This is a genomic window from Iocasia fonsfrigidae, assembly GCF_017751145.1.
GTDB classification, from domain to species: Bacteria; Bacillota; Halanaerobiia; order Halanaerobiales; family DTU029; genus Iocasia; species Iocasia fonsfrigidae.
This window is the reverse complement of sequence record NZ_CP046640.1, coordinates 2,759,831-2,775,448: the sequence shown is the minus strand read 5'-3', so window position 1 is coordinate 2,775,448 and position 15,618 is coordinate 2,759,831. Positions and strand designations below refer to the sequence as shown.

Annotated in this window: 19 protein-coding genes and 1 pseudogene; all 20 read left to right on the top strand. The window is 33.7% G+C overall.

Annotation, left to right across the window (positions count from 1 at the left end):
- Nucleotides 1-94: 94 nt before the first annotated feature.
- Nucleotides 95-1,948, top strand: a complete 1,854-nt coding sequence (locus GM661_RS13345; protein ID WP_230867280.1) for a nucleoside recognition domain-containing protein — start codon at nucleotides 95-97, stop codon at nucleotides 1,946-1,948.
- A gap of 47 nt (nucleotides 1,949-1,995) precedes the next feature.
- Complete coding sequence (locus GM661_RS13340; RefSeq protein ID WP_230867279.1) at nucleotides 1,996-2,283, top strand: FeoA family protein; 288 nt, start codon at nucleotides 1,996-1,998, stop codon at nucleotides 2,281-2,283.
- Nucleotides 2,256-2,501, top strand: coding sequence for a FeoA family protein (locus GM661_RS13335; RefSeq protein ID WP_230867278.1), 246 nt, complete (start codon nucleotides 2,256-2,258; stop codon nucleotides 2,499-2,501). Before GM661_RS13340 ends, GM661_RS13335 begins: the two co-directional genes overlap by 28 nt.
- Nucleotides 2,501-3,184: a FeoB small GTPase domain-containing protein gene (locus tag GM661_RS13330; protein ID WP_230867277.1), complete on the top strand. Its 684-nt coding sequence runs from the start codon at nucleotides 2,501-2,503 to the stop codon at nucleotides 3,182-3,184. The genes GM661_RS13335 and GM661_RS13330 overlap by 1 nt, the downstream gene beginning before the upstream one ends.
- Nucleotides 3,185-3,208: 24 nt before the next feature.
- A complete protein-coding gene (locus GM661_RS13325; protein WP_125991050.1) occupies nucleotides 3,209-3,349 on the top strand; it encodes a FeoB-associated Cys-rich membrane protein in 141 nt (46 codons plus the stop codon).
- Between the two features lie 72 nt (nucleotides 3,350-3,421).
- Nucleotides 3,422-3,880, top strand: coding sequence for a Fur family transcriptional regulator (locus tag GM661_RS13320; RefSeq protein WP_230867276.1), 459 nt, complete (start codon nucleotides 3,422-3,424; stop codon nucleotides 3,878-3,880).
- Nucleotides 3,881-3,921: 41 nt separating this feature from the next.
- Complete coding sequence (locus GM661_RS13315; protein ID WP_230867275.1) at nucleotides 3,922-4,218, top strand: DUF2325 domain-containing protein; 297 nt, start codon at nucleotides 3,922-3,924, stop codon at nucleotides 4,216-4,218.
- A 36-nt stretch (nucleotides 4,219-4,254) separates the two neighbouring features.
- Complete coding sequence (locus GM661_RS13310; protein ID WP_230867274.1) at nucleotides 4,255-4,545, top strand: hypothetical protein; 291 nt, start codon at nucleotides 4,255-4,257, stop codon at nucleotides 4,543-4,545.
- Between the two features lie 63 nt (nucleotides 4,546-4,608).
- The gene (locus GM661_RS13305; RefSeq protein ID WP_230867273.1) at nucleotides 4,609-5,112 is read left to right on the top strand and encodes a flavodoxin; all 504 of its coding nucleotides are present in this window, start codon (nucleotides 4,609-4,611) and stop codon (nucleotides 5,110-5,112) included.
- Nucleotides 5,113-5,156: 44 nt separating this feature from the next.
- Nucleotides 5,157-5,501 (top strand): DUF2023 family protein, encoded by a 345-nt coding sequence (locus tag GM661_RS13300; RefSeq protein WP_230867272.1) that lies wholly within the window; start codon nucleotides 5,157-5,159, stop codon nucleotides 5,499-5,501.
- 180 nt (nucleotides 5,502-5,681) lie between these two features.
- Entirely contained in the window at nucleotides 5,682-5,987 is a 306-nt protein-coding gene (locus tag GM661_RS13295; RefSeq protein ID WP_125991044.1) for a hypothetical protein, read from the top strand.
- Between the two features lie 215 nt (nucleotides 5,988-6,202).
- On the top strand, nucleotides 6,203-6,793 hold the full coding sequence (locus GM661_RS13290; RefSeq protein WP_230867271.1) for a TetR/AcrR family transcriptional regulator: 591 nt from the start codon (nucleotides 6,203-6,205) through the stop codon (nucleotides 6,791-6,793).
- Nucleotides 6,794-7,149: 356 nt separating this feature from the next.
- The gene (locus GM661_RS13285; RefSeq protein ID WP_407929671.1) at nucleotides 7,150-7,902 is read left to right on the top strand and encodes an outer membrane lipoprotein-sorting protein; all 753 of its coding nucleotides are present in this window, start codon (nucleotides 7,150-7,152) and stop codon (nucleotides 7,900-7,902) included.
- Nucleotides 7,903-7,963: 61 nt separating this feature from the next.
- Nucleotides 7,964-9,166, top strand: a complete 1,203-nt coding sequence (locus GM661_RS13280) for a DUF1302 family protein (protein WP_230867269.1) — start codon at nucleotides 7,964-7,966, stop codon at nucleotides 9,164-9,166.
- Between the two features lie 33 nt (nucleotides 9,167-9,199).
- A complete protein-coding gene (locus GM661_RS13275; protein ID WP_230867268.1) occupies nucleotides 9,200-10,933 on the top strand; it encodes an efflux RND transporter permease subunit in 1,734 nt (577 codons plus the stop codon).
- On the top strand, nucleotides 10,917-11,645 hold the full coding sequence (locus GM661_RS13270) for an MMPL family transporter (RefSeq protein WP_230867267.1): 729 nt from the start codon (nucleotides 10,917-10,919) through the stop codon (nucleotides 11,643-11,645). The genes GM661_RS13275 and GM661_RS13270 overlap by 17 nt, the downstream gene beginning before the upstream one ends.
- Nucleotides 11,646-12,291: 646 nt before the next feature.
- On the top strand, nucleotides 12,292-12,873 hold the full coding sequence (locus GM661_RS13265; RefSeq protein WP_125991040.1) for an MptD family putative ECF transporter S component: 582 nt from the start codon (nucleotides 12,292-12,294) through the stop codon (nucleotides 12,871-12,873).
- Nucleotides 12,873-13,595: an energy-coupling factor transporter transmembrane component T gene (locus tag GM661_RS13260; RefSeq protein ID WP_230867266.1), complete on the top strand. Its 723-nt coding sequence runs from the start codon at nucleotides 12,873-12,875 to the stop codon at nucleotides 13,593-13,595. The genes GM661_RS13265 and GM661_RS13260 overlap by 1 nt, the downstream gene beginning before the upstream one ends.
- Before the next feature lie 16 nt (nucleotides 13,596-13,611).
- Entirely contained in the window at nucleotides 13,612-15,117 is a 1,506-nt protein-coding gene (locus tag GM661_RS13255) for an ABC transporter ATP-binding protein (protein ID WP_269059934.1), read from the top strand.
- Between the two features lie 141 nt (nucleotides 15,118-15,258).
- Nucleotides 15,259-15,411 (top strand): annotated as a pseudogene (locus GM661_RS13250) (putative manganese transporter); the annotation flags it as partial.
- Nucleotides 15,412-15,618: the final 207 nt, after the last annotated feature.

The window sequence follows — 15,618 nt, the reverse complement described above, 5'->3', positions numbered from 1 at the left end:
ACAAAGATAATAGTTTGATTGTTAGTTGATTTATTATTGTTTTTATCATGATTAATGAGACAACATTTGATATGCATAAAGGAGAAGATTTAATATGAAGGAAGATTTCCTGGATTATATTGAAGCAAAGAGAAAGGAAGTAAAAGAGAAAGAGGGTAGGGATCCGGAAAGGATAATTTCCCAGCAGTATTACCAAAAGGCTATTCAGATTTCTGCAAAATGTGTTAATAAAACAAATAAAAAGAAACGTCCATTGACCAGTAAGATTGATAAAATTGTGTTAAATAGGTTTACTGGTCCCCTGGTTTTACTGGCTATAATATATTTATTGTATAATCTTAGTATTGTTCAAGGGTATAAACTTACCAATTATACCTGGCCTATTCTGGCATCTTTCAGGGATTTAGTAGCCTCTATTTTACCATCAGAAGGCTTGCTTTTTGATCCTTTATTACGTTCTCTGGTTTTAAGTGTTATGGATGGTATTCTGGCTGTTCTAAATTATGTGCCTATTTTTGCCATTCTTTTTACCCTGGTAGCAGTTCTAGAAGACATTGGTTATATACCGCGGATGACTTTTATTATGGACCGGGTATTCCGCCATTTCGGACTTCACGGGCAATCGCTTTTCCCTCTTGTTCTTGGTGGGGTGTTTGTCGGTGGTTGTGCGATACCAGGTGTTATGGCTACCAGGGGAATTAAAGATGAGAAGGCTAGATTGGCTACGATACTTATTGTACCTTTAATGAATTGCCTGGCCAAAACCCCTTTGTATATCTTATTAATAGGTTTGTTCTTTAAAGATTATCAGGGATTTACTATGTTTTTTATGGCAACTATAACTTTAATCATTGCTTTGAGTGTTAGTAAATTGTTTTCGCTTACGATTTTAAAAAGAAAAGAGCCGGCTCCATTTGTTCTAGAAATGCCCCCTTATCACTTGCCTACGATAACGGGTGTTATCAGACGCTGTCTAGAGAGGTTATGGCTTTTCTTTAAAAAGATTGTTACGATCGTAATAGTTGTAATGGCTCTGGTTTTTGCTTTAACACATTTCCCTGGATTGGATCAGGAACAAAGGGCTAATTACCAAGCGCAAATGGAACAGGTGATTGACAAGTTTTATCAAGATATAGGTCAGGATTCCCCTTATAGGACAGTACTTGCTGGAGATAATTTAGAGAAATACATCAATTATAATGCAGACTATTCCTTGTCTAAAAGAGGGGTAGATAGTGAAGAGAAAAAAGAAATAATTGATAACGAATTTAAAGAAAGAAACCTGGCTTTTTATAAAATTGCCAATAGAGGGGTTTATAGGGAAGATGGAGAATTAACAAGAGACCGCGAGGCAATGCAAGTAGCCAAAGCATATCGTTATCTTGAACGGGGTAGAAAAGAGCTCAGGGCTGAGATAAATGATAAGACATTAATTAACAGTGTTCTCGGTCTGCTGGCACATAAGATAGAGCCGATTACCAAATATGCTGGATTTAACTGGCGGGTAAATATGGCTTTAATTAGTTCATTTGCTGCTAAAGAGAGTAGTGTAGCTACCCTGGGGAGTATTTATAAGTCAGATCAAGGGGAAAGCCTGGAAGAAAAGATGTCTGAGCAGGAACAGGGTTGGACACCATTACACGCTCTGGCCATAATGTTGTTTATGGCTATGTATCCCCCTTGTATACCTACCTTAATGGCTGTACGTTTAGAAAGTGGTAGTACTAAGTGGATGTTATTTGCTGGTTTTTATCCGATTATCCTGGGTTCATTCATTTCAATTCTTATTTTTAGTGGTGGTAATTTATTAGGACTCAGTGGTTTACAGGCTATGATTTCATTTTACATCTTAGCAATAATTACTATGGTACTAATGGGTTTTATTAAGCAAGATGGGGTTGGTAATGAGTTTGCAGGAGATATTGAGCAGGAGACAGTTCAGCTTTAAACTGGACTAATAAATTAATAAGGATTCAAAAATTGGAGGGGTTATTAATGATCAGTCAAATTGGTGTAATACCATTAGTAAAACTCAAGCAGGGTGAAAGGGCCCGGGTTGTTTATACCAAAGAATATGGCAGGGGCTTTGTTCAGCATCTATCTGATATGGGGTTAAGTGATGGCTCAGAGATTGAAATTATTGCCCCAGGTAACCCAGGCCCTTTTCTTATCGAAGTTAAGGATACTTCACTGGCTATTGGTCAGGGAATAGCGAAAAGAATACTGGTGGAAAAAACATATAAAGGGGGATATATATGTCTATGGTTGAAAATAAAACAATGAATTTAGATAAGTTAAAACCAGGTCAGGAGTGTAAGCTGATTGATGTACATTTAACCGGGGCTAATGGACAGCGCTTAATGGATATGGGTTTTATGCCTGGTGTTAAAATAAAGGTGTTGCGTAATGCCCCATTGACAGACCCGGTAGAGCTTGAAATCAGAGGATATAATGTAAGTATTCGTCATGCTGAAGCCAGGTATATAGAGGTGAGTCTTTGATGAAAAACACAGGAGAGTATATTGTGGCAGTAGCTGGTCAACCTAATTCTGGTAAATCAACGGTTTTTAATATGTTAACTGGAGCCAGGCAATTCATTGCCAATTATCCAGGGGTTACAGTGGAAAAAAAGATAGGGATTTATAATTATAAGGATCAAAAAATCAAACTAGTTGATTTACCTGGAACATATAGTTTAACCTCGTATAGTTTAGAGGAAAGGGTTGCCCGGAATTTTTTGATTGATGAGAAACCTGATTTGATTTTAAATATTGTTGATGCCTCAAATCTGGAACGTCATTTAAATTTGACTTTTCAATTATTGGAAATGGGTCTTCCGATGATTATAGCCTTAAATATGATCGATGTTTCCCAAAATAGGGGTTTTAAAATTGATCTTGAGAAACTTAGTGAAGAATTAGGGGTTTCAGTCCTTCCTACAGTGGCAAAAAAAGGTAGAGGTAAGGATGACTTAAAACTGCTTATTTATGATGCCTGTAATAATAAAGAAAGCTATCAAAATGACTTTATGATTGATTATGGTGAGACTATGGAGAATATTTTAACAGAATTAGAGGATAAGATTGCTGCAGATAACCGATTTGCTGGTCATCTACCCAGGTGGATGGCAGTTAAATTGCTGGCTGGAGACCCCGAGGTTCGTACTATGTTTAGTGGAAATTGAGCCAAGAGAAAGGGTGATTCTAATATGCAAAATCTTATATTGATAATAATTGCTGTTTTGTGTGTCTGGTACATCTATCGCAAATTTAAACCTGCTAAAGGCAAAAGTCCTTGTGGGGCCTGCGGGTGTTGTAGTATGACAAATGAAGAAGATGATTCAAAATAAAGTATTTATTTGATTTATGATAAAATCCAGCTATTATTCTTTGATTATGTAGAAAAAGGGGGGCAGTAAAAGGTGAGTGAGATAATATCTCTTGTAAATGAATTAGAGAGAAAAAATATAAAAGTAACCCAGCAGAGAAGGATTATCCTGGGGATTTTAAATAATAATAAGGGTGAACACCTTTCAGCCCGTGATATATATACTTTAGGTAAAGATATTGATGATTCAATAGGTCTTTCTACGGTCTATAGAACTTTAAATCTATTAAGGGATGTAGGAATAATAGCTGAATATCATTTTGACAAGGAATTTGCTAAATACGAATTAAGCTGTCAAAAAGAGCAGGATATTCATCATCATTTAATATGCAAAAATTGCGGTAAAATAATAGAGGTTGAAAATTACCTTCCTGGTCATTTTAAGGATGAGATATATGATAAAAATCAATTCATCTGTCAGGAATTCAGCCTAAAGGTTTCTGGACTTTGTAAAGAGTGCCAGCAATTATTTTCTGAGGAAAAGACAAGTTGATATGTTTAAGAGAATAAGGAAAAGTAGTAAAGGAGGGAAATATGTCTTTAATGATTATAGGTGCTGATAATTTAGGTAGTATTGAGGAGAATGTTAGGGATATTGGTTTTACTGAGATAATACATTTATCCGGTAGAAGCAAGAGTGCCTTTCGTAATTTTCAGCTCCCTGTAGATATAGATATGGTCTTAGTTTTGACTGATTATATTCACCATACAGCAATGAAAAAAGTTAAAAGAGAGGCTAAAGACAAAAAAGTAGATGTTATTTATGCCAGGAGGAGTTGGGCTGCTATATATAAGAAATTAGAGAGGAGGCAGGTGTTAAATTGCATATAATGGTTTATTTTGCTAATGATTTAGGTTAACCTAATAATGAGAAAATATTGGTTCTTTGCTGAAAGTACACTTAATCAAAGTGATGATCTAAAGATGTTTAGACCCGGTTTAAATGTTGATTTTGGTGATAGATTAAATGTGGATTTTTCTTATGCAATTTATGAGGCTGATAATTCTGATGCCCAGGATAATTATTTAGACCTTATTTTCAACTATGATCTGACTAAAAATACTTACTGGGAGTTAGAGTATGAAGATCATAGTTATGATGACAATGCGGGGACAGATGAATCTATTATAACTACTTCATTAGGTGTTAACTTTTAATTAAATGTCTTGTAGATTTAGATTAAATAAACTAAAAACTAAAATTATAGGAGGAGATTGTTAATGAAAGAAATCGGAATTTTTTATGGTAGTACAATGGGTGAGACCGAAGAGGCTGCAGAGATGATAGCTGATGTGATTGGAAAAGATAAGGCAGAGGTTTATAATGTTGGCTCAGTTACTGTAGATGAGGTTGAGAAATATGATAAATTAATCTTTGGTTCATCCACTTGGGGACTTGGTGAGCTACAGGATGATTGGGATACCTTTATTGAAAAACTTAAAACACTGGATTTAAGTAATAAAAAGGTGGCTTTATTTGGTTTAGGTGACCAGGCAATGTATTCAGATACCTTTGTAGATGCTATGGGGATAATATATGATGTTGTCAAGGAAAAAGGGGCAGAAGTAATAGGAGGGGTTTTGGCGGATGACTATGATTTTAATCACTCTGAGGCTTTAATTAATGATGCATTTGTTGGTCTTCCTTTGGATAATAATAGTCAGGGTGATTTGACAGAAGAGAGGATTAGAAACTGGGTAGATGATTTATTAAAAGCATTTTAATGAGATTGAGCTGTGTTTATTTATGAATATTAGGAGTGAAGAAAATGAGAGTTTTTTATCACCATTTATATGAATTTAAAAAAGGCTTAAGAAACCTAATACTGCATACGACCAAAAGTAGTAACCAGGAACTTATTGAAAGGAATCTAAAAAAGAAATACATCCCCTATATTATTTATAATGTGAGCAGAGATAAAATTAATGTCTTTTTTGGTAATAAACACTGTATAGAGGTTATTAAACAGATAGGCAAAAGCAACTTGAAAAACTATACAGATGAAGAGGATTTTATACTGGGAATAATGCTTGGCTATGATCGTGTGGAACAATGTAAGCGCTATATGAAAAGGAAAATAGATACTGGTGCGGTAGATGAGTTAGTAGGCTAGTATTTTCATTTTTAAATATAATTAATTTGAAAGTATTAAGGTATATAGGGAAAAATAAAAAAAATTTAAAATTCTGTCCTGAATATAAATTTACAATAAATTAAATAAAGGGCAGGATTTTTTCTTTTTATCTTGAATAATACATTGGAGTAAAATAGTTAAAAAAAGGAGGAGTAAGATTTGGATAAAGAAACACTGTCTGCCATTCAGGAAATGCTGGAACAACAGTCTGCTGGGCTTTCAAAGGAGTTAGATATGAGATTTGATAGTTTCAGGGATGAAGTCAAACAGGAGTTAAAACCGATAAAAGGCCAGCTTTATAATATGGAAAAAGATATTAAGGTTTTAAAAAGGGATATTAAAGATATTAGATTTGATATTAAGGCCTTGAAGAATGCCAGTCTGGAATTGTCTGAAGAACATTTAAATCATGTACATCAGCTTGGTGATGAAGAAACAAGTAGACCTATTAGGGATATTAATTAAGAATATTTGTTTAAACTATCCTCCTGGTGTTTTTTTTGTCTTTCTTCCAATAATTATGTTTATCTAGCTTATAGATAGTTCTGTAAAAGATATTGTTGATTAAATATGGATGAAAAAAATTATAATAAAGAAATAGTTGACAGGAAATAAGTAATATTGTATAATTAATAATGAATTAATATTCAATATTAATCCGAGGAATGGTGTTAAATATGGTGCAAGTATTAAAAGAAGAAGTAAGGGAAAGGATATACTCAGCAGCTGTAGAAGAGTTCTATGAAAATAATTATAATTCTGCTAAGATGAAAGATATTGCCAGGAGAGCAAATATTCCTACAGGATTAATTTATTCATATTATAAGAACAAAGAGGATCTTTTTGCAGGAATTGCCCGGCCTGTTTTTCAAAAACTAAAGGAATTCATCAAAGGCAAAAAAGACAGGGATCAAGGAGGAGAAAGGATTTTTGATGTCTTTGAGGAGATAGAGATTGATTTTATTATGAATCTCTTTCAGGAAAGAAAACAGTTAATAATCCTAGTAGATAAGAGTGAGGGTACAGAATTTGAAGGCGCTAAAGAAGAGATTGTTAATTTATTAGAAATACATATCAGGGAGGGATTAGCTGGTAAAATCAAAGGTATTGAAGATGATTATAAAGATTTTTTTTATCATATCCTTGCTGATAACTTTACGGGAAGAATGTTTGAGATTTTTCGTCATTTTGAAGATCTTAATAAAGCTAGAAAGATGATTGAATTAATTGCTAGACAGCATTTCTATGGTGTTTATGATTTTGTTAAGTGACTTCAAAAGAGGTTTTAAATGGATTAATATATTTTTTTGAATAAAAATGAATAATAATTCAATATTAGAAGGAGGTGTAACTGTTAAAGAGGAAGAAAAAACTCACTGTTGCTCTCTTATGAAGAAGAAATCTTAGTATGGGTTTATGGTGATAAATATATAAGTTATAAAACGGATGTGAGTAGATAGATATAATATGTGTTAGTTAAAAGATACTAAATTAATTTTGATATTATATACATGCTTTAGGTTAACCTAAATAATTTAATGTTTTTGAGAATGTTTTTGAGTAGGACATATTAAATTAAGGAGTGATTAAGTTGACAAAGAGAATTTTGCTTTTGACTGTGTTATTAATGTTAATAATAGCTAATTTTACCCAGGCTTCAGGTCTGACAGGGAGAGATATTATGGTGAAGGTTGATAATAGGGATGATGGTGATACAAGGAAGGCAAAAATGGTAATGACCTTAATCAATAATGTAGGTGATAAGCGGATAAGAGAGGTAGTAAGTTATCAGAAAGACTATGGGAAAGACACTAAAGCAATTATGATCTTTGAAAGCCCGGGAGATGTGAAGGGTACAGGTTATTTAAGCTGGGAGTATGATGACGAGGATAAGGAAGATAATAGATGGCTTTATATGCCTGCTTTACGAAAAATAAGGAGAATCAGTGGGAGTTCCAATGATGACTATTTTATGGGAACAGATTTCACCTATGATGATATGGGAGACAGGAATGTAGATGAAGATGAGCATACCTTATTGCGAGAAGAAGAGCTAAATGGGTATCAATGCTGGGTTATTCAATCAATTCCTAAAGAAATTGATGAAGGGGATTATACCAAGAAGATATCCTGGATAAGACAGGATATAGCTATGGCAATAAAGACTGACTACTATAACGAATATGGTTTACTAAAAACCTACCAGGCTAAAGATATTGTCGAGATAGATGGGATCTGGACCCCTAAACAAAGGTTAATGGTTAACAAACAGGATGAACACCAGACTATTATAGATATGACAGAACTTAAATTTAATGTAGCAATGGATGATAATCTATTTAGGACCTCAATGTTAAAACGGGGGAATATCAGATATTAGTGAAATGACCAATAAAATTGCCAGTTGATATTATCAATTGGCAATTAGCTGGAGGTGTAGGATGAGAAAACCGCTAGTATTTTCTTTATTAATTATAGTGTTTTTAATTTTTGCAGTTAATAATGTTTTAGCTCAGGGACTCCAATTTGATGGTTTTTTAGAAAGCTATTATTCGATAAAATTAAAAGACGATCATGATTTTATTGGTGAACGTTCAAGGTTTAGATTAAATCTTAGGAATAGTAGTGATAATATGTATATGTTTGCCTCTTTAAATGGGGTTAGTAATGGAATAATAGAAGATGATGAGTTAGAAGTAGAGATCCATGAAGCCTATCTTGAATATACCCAGCCCCTGTGGGATGTAAAAATTGGCAGACAGATCTATAGCTGGGGGAAGGCAGATGGAGTAAGGATAACGGATGTGCTTTCACCCTGTGACTATAGTGAATTTATTACCAGGGATTTTGATGAGATAAGGATACCGGTAGATTCAGTAAAATACAGATATTTGTTTCCTATGGCTGATTTAGAGTTAGTCTGGATTCCTACCTTTACAGAGCCAGTATACCCTGGGGATGAGGATAATCCCTGGTATGTGGAAAAAGGTATTAAGGTAAATTCAGCAGAAGAGGTTGAAAATGAGTTAGGGAATAGTGAACTGGCAGCAAGATTGTCTTTTTATCTAAACGGAATAGACTTTTCCTTTTCAACAGCCTATTTATGGGATGATGAAGCTACCTATCATAAAACAGGTGCTACCTTTACACCAGAATACCATCGTTTAAGATTCTACGGTCTTGATTTATCAAAACCAGTAAATGATTTTGTAATCAGGTTTGAGTCAGCCTATTATCAGGGCAAATATTTTTCTGCTGATAATAATTGTGGACTATTGGAAAGGGATTATGTTCATTCTTTAGCAGGTTTAGACTGGTATCCTGGAAACAACTGGACAGTAACTACCCAGCTTACCAATAAATATATCTTTGATTATGAAGATGAAATAGAAGAAGATGAGAGTCAGACTATCCTGATATTAAATCTAAGCAAGAAGTTCTATAGAGAGACCCTTGAACTTGCTAATATGGTTTATTATGAAACCGATGAGAGGGATGGTTTTAATAGAATTTCTTTAGATTATGCAGTAAATGACAACCTTCATTTCTTAACAGGGATAGATTATTTCTTTGGGGATGAAGGGGAGTTTGCAAACTATGATGATAATGATTCATTATGGGTAAAGGTTAAATATGATTTTTAGTTTACATAACTTAAGTGAGGTGAGTGTTTAAAGATGGATTTAGAGAAGATCAATGCGAGATTTAGATTATTAGGGAAGAAAGTAATTAAATATCGTTATTTAGTCTTAATTATATTTGCTATTTTTGTGGGTTTTAGCTTTATGGGATTAAAAGGGATAGAAAAAGATTCATCTAATGATGCCTGGTATTTCGATGATGATCCAGTAATAGTATTAGAGGATAGATTTGAGAAGATGTTTGGCAATACAGATATATGTGCAGTACATATTCAGGTTGATAATGTTTTCAAGAAGGAAAATCTAGCAAAAGTAAGGGAGTTAACATATGAATTAGAACATGAAGTTCCTATGGTAGATGAGGTTACTTCGATTACAGACTTTGAATTTGTGACAGGAACAGACTGGGGTATAGATGTAGGAGACCTTATTCCTGAAGAGATACCAGCTGATAAGGAGACGTTAGAGGGATTAAAGCAAAAAGCCTTAGCTAAAAAAACACTTTATAATAGACTGGTATCTGATGATGCTAAAGAGACATGGGTTCTAGTTGAATTAAGGAAAGATCCAGATAATTGGCGAAAAAATAAAGATTATTTGACTTATTTACAGAATAAAGCTAAAGAATATCCCAAACTATATCAAGGATTTAATCTATCGTCAGAGCCGGTTGCTCCTAATTATATTACGGGAAAGATAGCAAATAGGATTGCCCGGCAAGATAAGTATCAGAGCTTAAATCCCAAAACCACAGGGACAGCCTGTATGACGGTAGATAAGAGGGATTTTTTTCTCAAAGAGACCCCGGGATTGATGAAATTGGGGCTAATTATTTCTATAATTCTATTGGGGGTATTTTTACGCTCTTTTAGGGGGGTGGTTTTCCCAATTGTCATAGCTATAGGAGCAATGGTTATTACCTTAGGGATTGAAGGATATTTTAAGACAACAGTCCAGCCTTCGGTTCTCCCTATGCCTTTATTTTTAGGTTTAGCTGTGGCAGTCGGTTATTCAATCCACCTCTTTAACTTTTTTAAAAAAGAGTTCTTAAGGACAGGGAAAAGGAAAGAAGCAGTAATAACTGCCATAGAAAAGACAGGCTGGCCGCTTTTATTTACAGCCTTAACAACGATCTGTGCCTTAATGTCTTTTGCCTTTATTAAGATAAAGGTATTAAATTGGATGGGTTATACTACTGCCTTAATAGTAGCCCTTACCTATTTATTGACTGTTTTAGTTTTCGCTATTGTTTTGAGTTTTGGTAGAGATAGAAAATCTTCTCATAAATTAGTCGAAGAGGAGGGTAGTGGTTTAGAAGGCAAATTAGCTGCTTTGGGCAAATGGATTTTGAAGAATACTATGCCAATAATTTCTGTTTCTATTATTCTAACTCTAATATTTGTCTATGGACTAACAAAAACAGAAGTGGATTTTGATAATGAAAGGACAATGGGGAGAAAGGTTCCTTTTGTAGATAGGATGATAAGTGTAGGAGAAACGAAAATTGGCTCTATGATTAATTATGATATTGGGATTGAATTTACAGAGGATAATGTAGTTAAAGACCCGGAATTTTTACAGAGATTAGATAGTTTTGTTCAAGAGATTGAAGGATTTTCTTTGACTAAAAGGACTACTTCTATTTTAAATATCTTAAAAGACCTAAATCAGGTCTTAAATGAGGATAATCCTGCATATTACAAAATACCAGAGACAAGACCAATGATAGCCCAGACCTTACTTTTGTATGAAAATGCAGGGGGGGGATGAGTTAGACAAGTGGGTTGACTATAATTATAAAAAGTTACGGATCAGGGTTGAAATCTCTAAATTTCGGCAAAAAGAACTATTAGCTGAACACCAGAGAATAGAAGAATTAGGAAAAGAACTTTTTCCTGAGGCCAAGGTATTTATTAGTGGTTCTGGTGCTAAATATACTGATATGAGTTATAAGGTTTCGATAGGACAGGTAAAGGCCTTTTTAATTGCTTTAATAGTAATAGCTTTCTTAATGATGCTTGTCTTTGGCAGTGTTAAAGTTGGTTTGATAGGGCTTATTCCCAATATTTCACCGGTTTTAGCTGTTGGGGGTGTCATGGGTATTTTTAGTATACCTTTTGATATGATTACAGCGACACTTATGCCGATGATAATGGGGCTAGCAGTTGATGATACAATCCACTTTATTAATCATGCTAAATATGAGTATCAACAGAGAGGGGACTATGTTTTGTCTATCGAACATACCTTTAGAGTAGTTGGTAAATCCCTATTTATGACCTCTCTGGTATTGATTTTTAATTTTGCAGCCTATTTAAGCTCTATTGCAAAATTATATATTCACTTTGGAGTTTTAGCCGGTGTGGGTATTCTGGCAGCACTCCTGGCGGATTATTTTGTAACCCCAGTGTGTTTAAATATGATTAAACCCTTTGATAAGAAATATGAAAAAATAATTGATGAGTCAAAGGATTTTTTATAAGCTATAAAGGCACAAAAGATATCTGTGTCATTTCAATGACACAGATATCTTTTGTTTTTGAATACATTATGAATTAATAAGAAATGATGGATTATATAAAAAACTTTGGAATGTTCAGGAACAGGCGAAAGAATGAAAAATTAGTGGATAGCTGTCTTGCTTTAAGTTGTTTAATTGATATATGTACTATAATTTTTAAAAAGGTATCTGTATAATATAACACTAATAGAAATATCTTTGGTTTGTAACTATATTAATTGTTCTTAATTTATATTTTAGAATTATAACAAATATTAGTAAGTATTATTAAGTAAATGGAATATATTTAAATATATTAAGAGATAAAAAGGAAGTGTGGCCTTGACATTTATAAATATGCATATTAAAATATAAACTAAATGAAAATGAAAGCTATTATCATTTTTAATTAATTTTTAGGTTCACCTAAAGTATTTTTTGTTCCTTATTTTAAAATTACTACAATAGAATAATCCAGGAAGGATTTTGATGAAAGACTTATATAAAGTGTTGCCACCATTTGCCTCAGATTATTCTGGAGTATGTTCGGTTTTGCTTGAAATAGGTGGTATTTTGGTAATGGGATGAAAAGGCAAATTAAATATTAATAAACCAGGGGGTTTGAATTATGAGTGAGAAACTGGAAGTGCAAGATTTGATCAATGTCGGTATTTTTACAGCGCTTTATTTTCTTATTATGTTTGCAAGTGGAATGCTTGGTTTTATTCCGATTATATTTCTTTTTTTTCCATTATATATGCCTATCATATCTTCAATTCCATTTATGCTTTTTTTAACAAAGGTTAAAAAATTTGGTATGGTGACAATTATGTCTATTATTTTAGGTCTTTTAATGTTTGCAACTGGACATACATGGGTACCGCTTGTCGCGACAATTATATGTGGATTTTTTGCTGATTTAATTTTCAAGGCTGGTAAATATCAAAGTTTTAAGCATACTGTGTTAGGATATAGTATTTTCAGTTTCTGGTTAATGGGGGCAATGCTTCCTCTGTGGATTATGCGCGACAGTTATTTCGCTTATATTCGGGAGAGTATGGGTAAGGAATATGCAAATGCTATTTTTACCATGACTCCAGTTTGGATCGCCTATGTTATGGTTGGAGTAATATTTATTGCTGGCATAATAGGGGCTTTTTTTGGTAAAGCAATTCTAAAAAAACATTTTAAGAGGGCAGGAATTTTGTGATGCAGAAGGAAATTTTACGAAGTGTTGAGGCTAATACTTACTTCAAATTGGATCCAAGAACAAAACTAATGCTGATGTTGATAATCAATATTAGTATTTTTGGAGGGGCTATTATCTATATTATGCTGCTTATGGCAGCAATTCCTTTGTTTCTTTTATTTGTGAATAAAAAAATAAAGCCGGCTTTATATTGTACCCTTGCATATACTCTTGCTATTTTAATTAATGAATTTCTTGTTCCAGTTACCTATGGGATCCTGAATATTTTCATTGTAATGGTTTCAGGTATGCTATATCGGATGATGCCTGGATTTATTATGGGATATTATCTTATAAGCACGACAACAGTAAGTGAATTTATAGCATCAATGGAGCATATGCATGTACCACAGAAAATAATCATTCCTATGGCGGTTATGTTTCGTTTTTTCCCTACAATTGGGGAGGAGGCCCGTTCTATTAGTAATGCTATGCGAATGAGAAGAGTAGGTTTTAGCTCTGGTGGTTTTTTCAAAAACCCTATATTGATGTTAGAGTACAGGTTGATTCCTCTGTTGATGTCAACAGTTAAAATTGGAGATGAACTCTCTGCTGCATCATTGACTAGAGGGCTTGGCGGTCCAGTTAAAAGAACAAATATATGTGAAATTGGATTTGGCATTCAGGATATTATATTATCAATAATTGCTGTTACTACATTTATAGGATTTATATTACTTTAAAAAGGGGGGCTTAAGAATTATTAAGCTGAAAAGCGTTTCTTTTTCATATTCGCAGGGCCAAAAAGAAAAGGGATTACATAATATTAATATAACAATTCATCAGGGTGAACTTGTTTTGCTATGTGGGGAATCTGGCTGTGGAAAAACCACTTTGACAAGGTTGATAAATGGCTTGATACCCAATTACTATGAAGGCTCTCTGTCAGGAAAGGTACTAATTAATGGTTTAGAAGTCCAAAAAATGCCCATTTATGAGACGGCTCAAATGGTAGGGTCGGTTTTTCAAAATCCGCGTTCTCAGTTTTTTAATGTAGATACTACAAGTGAGCTTGCCTTTGCTTGTGAGAATATGGGTTTGCCTGTAGAAGAAATAAAACAACGAATAAGAAAAACTGTTTTTGATTTTAAGATAGAGAGACTGATGAATAGAAGTATTTTTCACTTGTCAGGTGGAGAAAAACAAAAAATTGCCTGTGCGTCTGTTTCAACAGCCAGTCCTGATATTTTTGTTCTTGATGAGCCGTCTTCCAATCTGGATACAATAGCGATTGATGATCTGCGACAACTTATTGAAATGTGGAAAAGTCGGGGTAAAACCATTATTATTGCCGAACATCGCTTATATTTTATGCGTGAACTGGCTGACCGCATTCTGTATATGAAAAATGGTAAAATAGAAAGAGAATTAAATAACAAAGAAATGAAAAGAATTAATTTAGAAGAGTTTTCAGGCATGGGGCTTAGGCCGCTTTTTTGGGAAGGCTTAACACGAGATAAGCGAACGGTGATTCCAAAATCAAAGGATTTGTGCCTGAGCGATTTTGTCTTTTCTTATAAAAATGAATCTCCTTTTATTAAGATAGATTCGCTAGCAATACCAAGAAGTAGTGCCGTTGCTGTAATTGGATACAATGGGGCTGGAAAATCAACCTTTGCCAGATGTCTCTGTGGATTGGAGAAAAGTTGCCAAGGGACTATATCCCTCTGTGGCAAGGTATATAAGGGAAGAGAACGTTTGAAGCAGTGTTATATGGTTATGCAAGATGTCAATAATCAGCTTTTTACAGAAAGTGTCCTTGATGAGATTTTATTGAGTATGGATGAACCTGATACGTTAAAGGCGGAAAATATTTTAAGTAGCCTTGATCTGTTAGCAATGAAAGACCTGCATCCCATGTCTTTATCAGGTGGTCAAAAACAGCGGGTGGCAATTGCCAGTGCCATTGCCTCAAAGAAAGAGATTATAATCTTTGATGAGCCCACCAGTGGGCTTGACTTGCGTCATATGAAAGAAGTGGCCAATAATTTAAAACGACTTCAACAGATGAGAAAAACCCTATTTATCATTTCCCATGATCTGGAGCTGATATTTGAGAGTTGTACCCATGTTTTGCATTTTGAAGAAGGCAAGGTAATAGCTAACTATCCGTTAGATGACAGGGGTGAAAGGAAAATCAAATCGTTTTTTTATATTGAAAATAGTAAATTTAATACTAGATCTAGTGCATATAAAGTTAGATGAATGATTAGATTTAAGTAAAAATTATAATAATGAGCATCTGTAATTGAAGGGAATTGATGATGTATGAAATTTTGGATATATTTTTAGGATGTGCTGAGGGTGCTTTTTTGGAAGTAGGTTCTTTTGTTGGGCAGTTTTGCTGCCTTACTGGCAAATACCATATCTCAGGATGGAGATGCCTTATTCCCACTCCTGGCTATTGATAGAAAATCGTCTTTCTGGGCTACTGTTATTACTACTATACCAGCTCTTTTTGTTGGGATAATTTATTATTTCATAGAAATTCATTTATAAGAAATAAATATTTGACAATACAAAAAAAACATAGTAAAATAAAGCCAAATGAAATTGGAACTTATTCTCAAATAAAGAGGAGAATTTTGTTTTGCATTTATGGAAACCTAAAATATTAAAACAGGAGGTGTTATCAGAATAGCAAAAAAATATTACTTTTATTAGTTTGTCCTAAAAAATGAGAAATAGGGTGTATGCTGCATATAA

Excerpts from the sequence above, each read along its gene's own strand:
- GM661_RS13345 (WP_230867280.1), top strand. The coding sequence starts at position 95 with ATGAAGGAAGATTTCCTGGATTATATTGAAGCAAAGAGAAAGGAAGTA.
- GM661_RS13340 (WP_230867279.1), top strand. The coding sequence starts at position 1,996 with ATGATCAGTCAAATTGGTGTAATACCATTAGTAAAACTCAAGCAGGGT.
- GM661_RS13335 (WP_230867278.1), top strand. The coding sequence starts at position 2,256 with ATGTCTATGGTTGAAAATAAAACAATGAATTTAGATAAGTTAAAACCA.
- GM661_RS13330 (WP_230867277.1), top strand. The coding sequence starts at position 2,501 with ATGAAAAACACAGGAGAGTATATTGTGGCAGTAGCTGGTCAACCTAAT.
- GM661_RS13325 (WP_125991050.1), top strand. The coding sequence starts at position 3,209 with ATGCAAAATCTTATATTGATAATAATTGCTGTTTTGTGTGTCTGGTAC.
- GM661_RS13315 (WP_230867275.1), top strand. The coding sequence starts at position 3,922 with ATGTCTTTAATGATTATAGGTGCTGATAATTTAGGTAGTATTGAGGAG.
- GM661_RS13310 (WP_230867274.1), top strand. The coding sequence starts at position 4,255 with ATGAGAAAATATTGGTTCTTTGCTGAAAGTACACTTAATCAAAGTGAT.
- GM661_RS13305 (WP_230867273.1), top strand. The coding sequence starts at position 4,609 with ATGAAAGAAATCGGAATTTTTTATGGTAGTACAATGGGTGAGACCGAA.
- GM661_RS13300 (WP_230867272.1), top strand. The coding sequence starts at position 5,157 with ATGAGAGTTTTTTATCACCATTTATATGAATTTAAAAAAGGCTTAAGA.
- GM661_RS13285 (WP_407929671.1), top strand. The coding sequence starts at position 7,150 with ATGTTAATAATAGCTAATTTTACCCAGGCTTCAGGTCTGACAGGGAGA.
- GM661_RS13280 (WP_230867269.1), top strand. The coding sequence starts at position 7,964 with ATGAGAAAACCGCTAGTATTTTCTTTATTAATTATAGTGTTTTTAATT.
- GM661_RS13275 (WP_230867268.1), top strand. The coding sequence starts at position 9,200 with ATGGATTTAGAGAAGATCAATGCGAGATTTAGATTATTAGGGAAGAAA.
- GM661_RS13270 (WP_230867267.1), top strand. The coding sequence starts at position 10,917 with ATGCAGGGGGGGGATGAGTTAGACAAGTGGGTTGACTATAATTATAAA.
- GM661_RS13265 (WP_125991040.1), top strand. The coding sequence starts at position 12,292 with ATGAGTGAGAAACTGGAAGTGCAAGATTTGATCAATGTCGGTATTTTT.
- GM661_RS13260 (WP_230867266.1), top strand. The coding sequence starts at position 12,873 with ATGCAGAAGGAAATTTTACGAAGTGTTGAGGCTAATACTTACTTCAAA.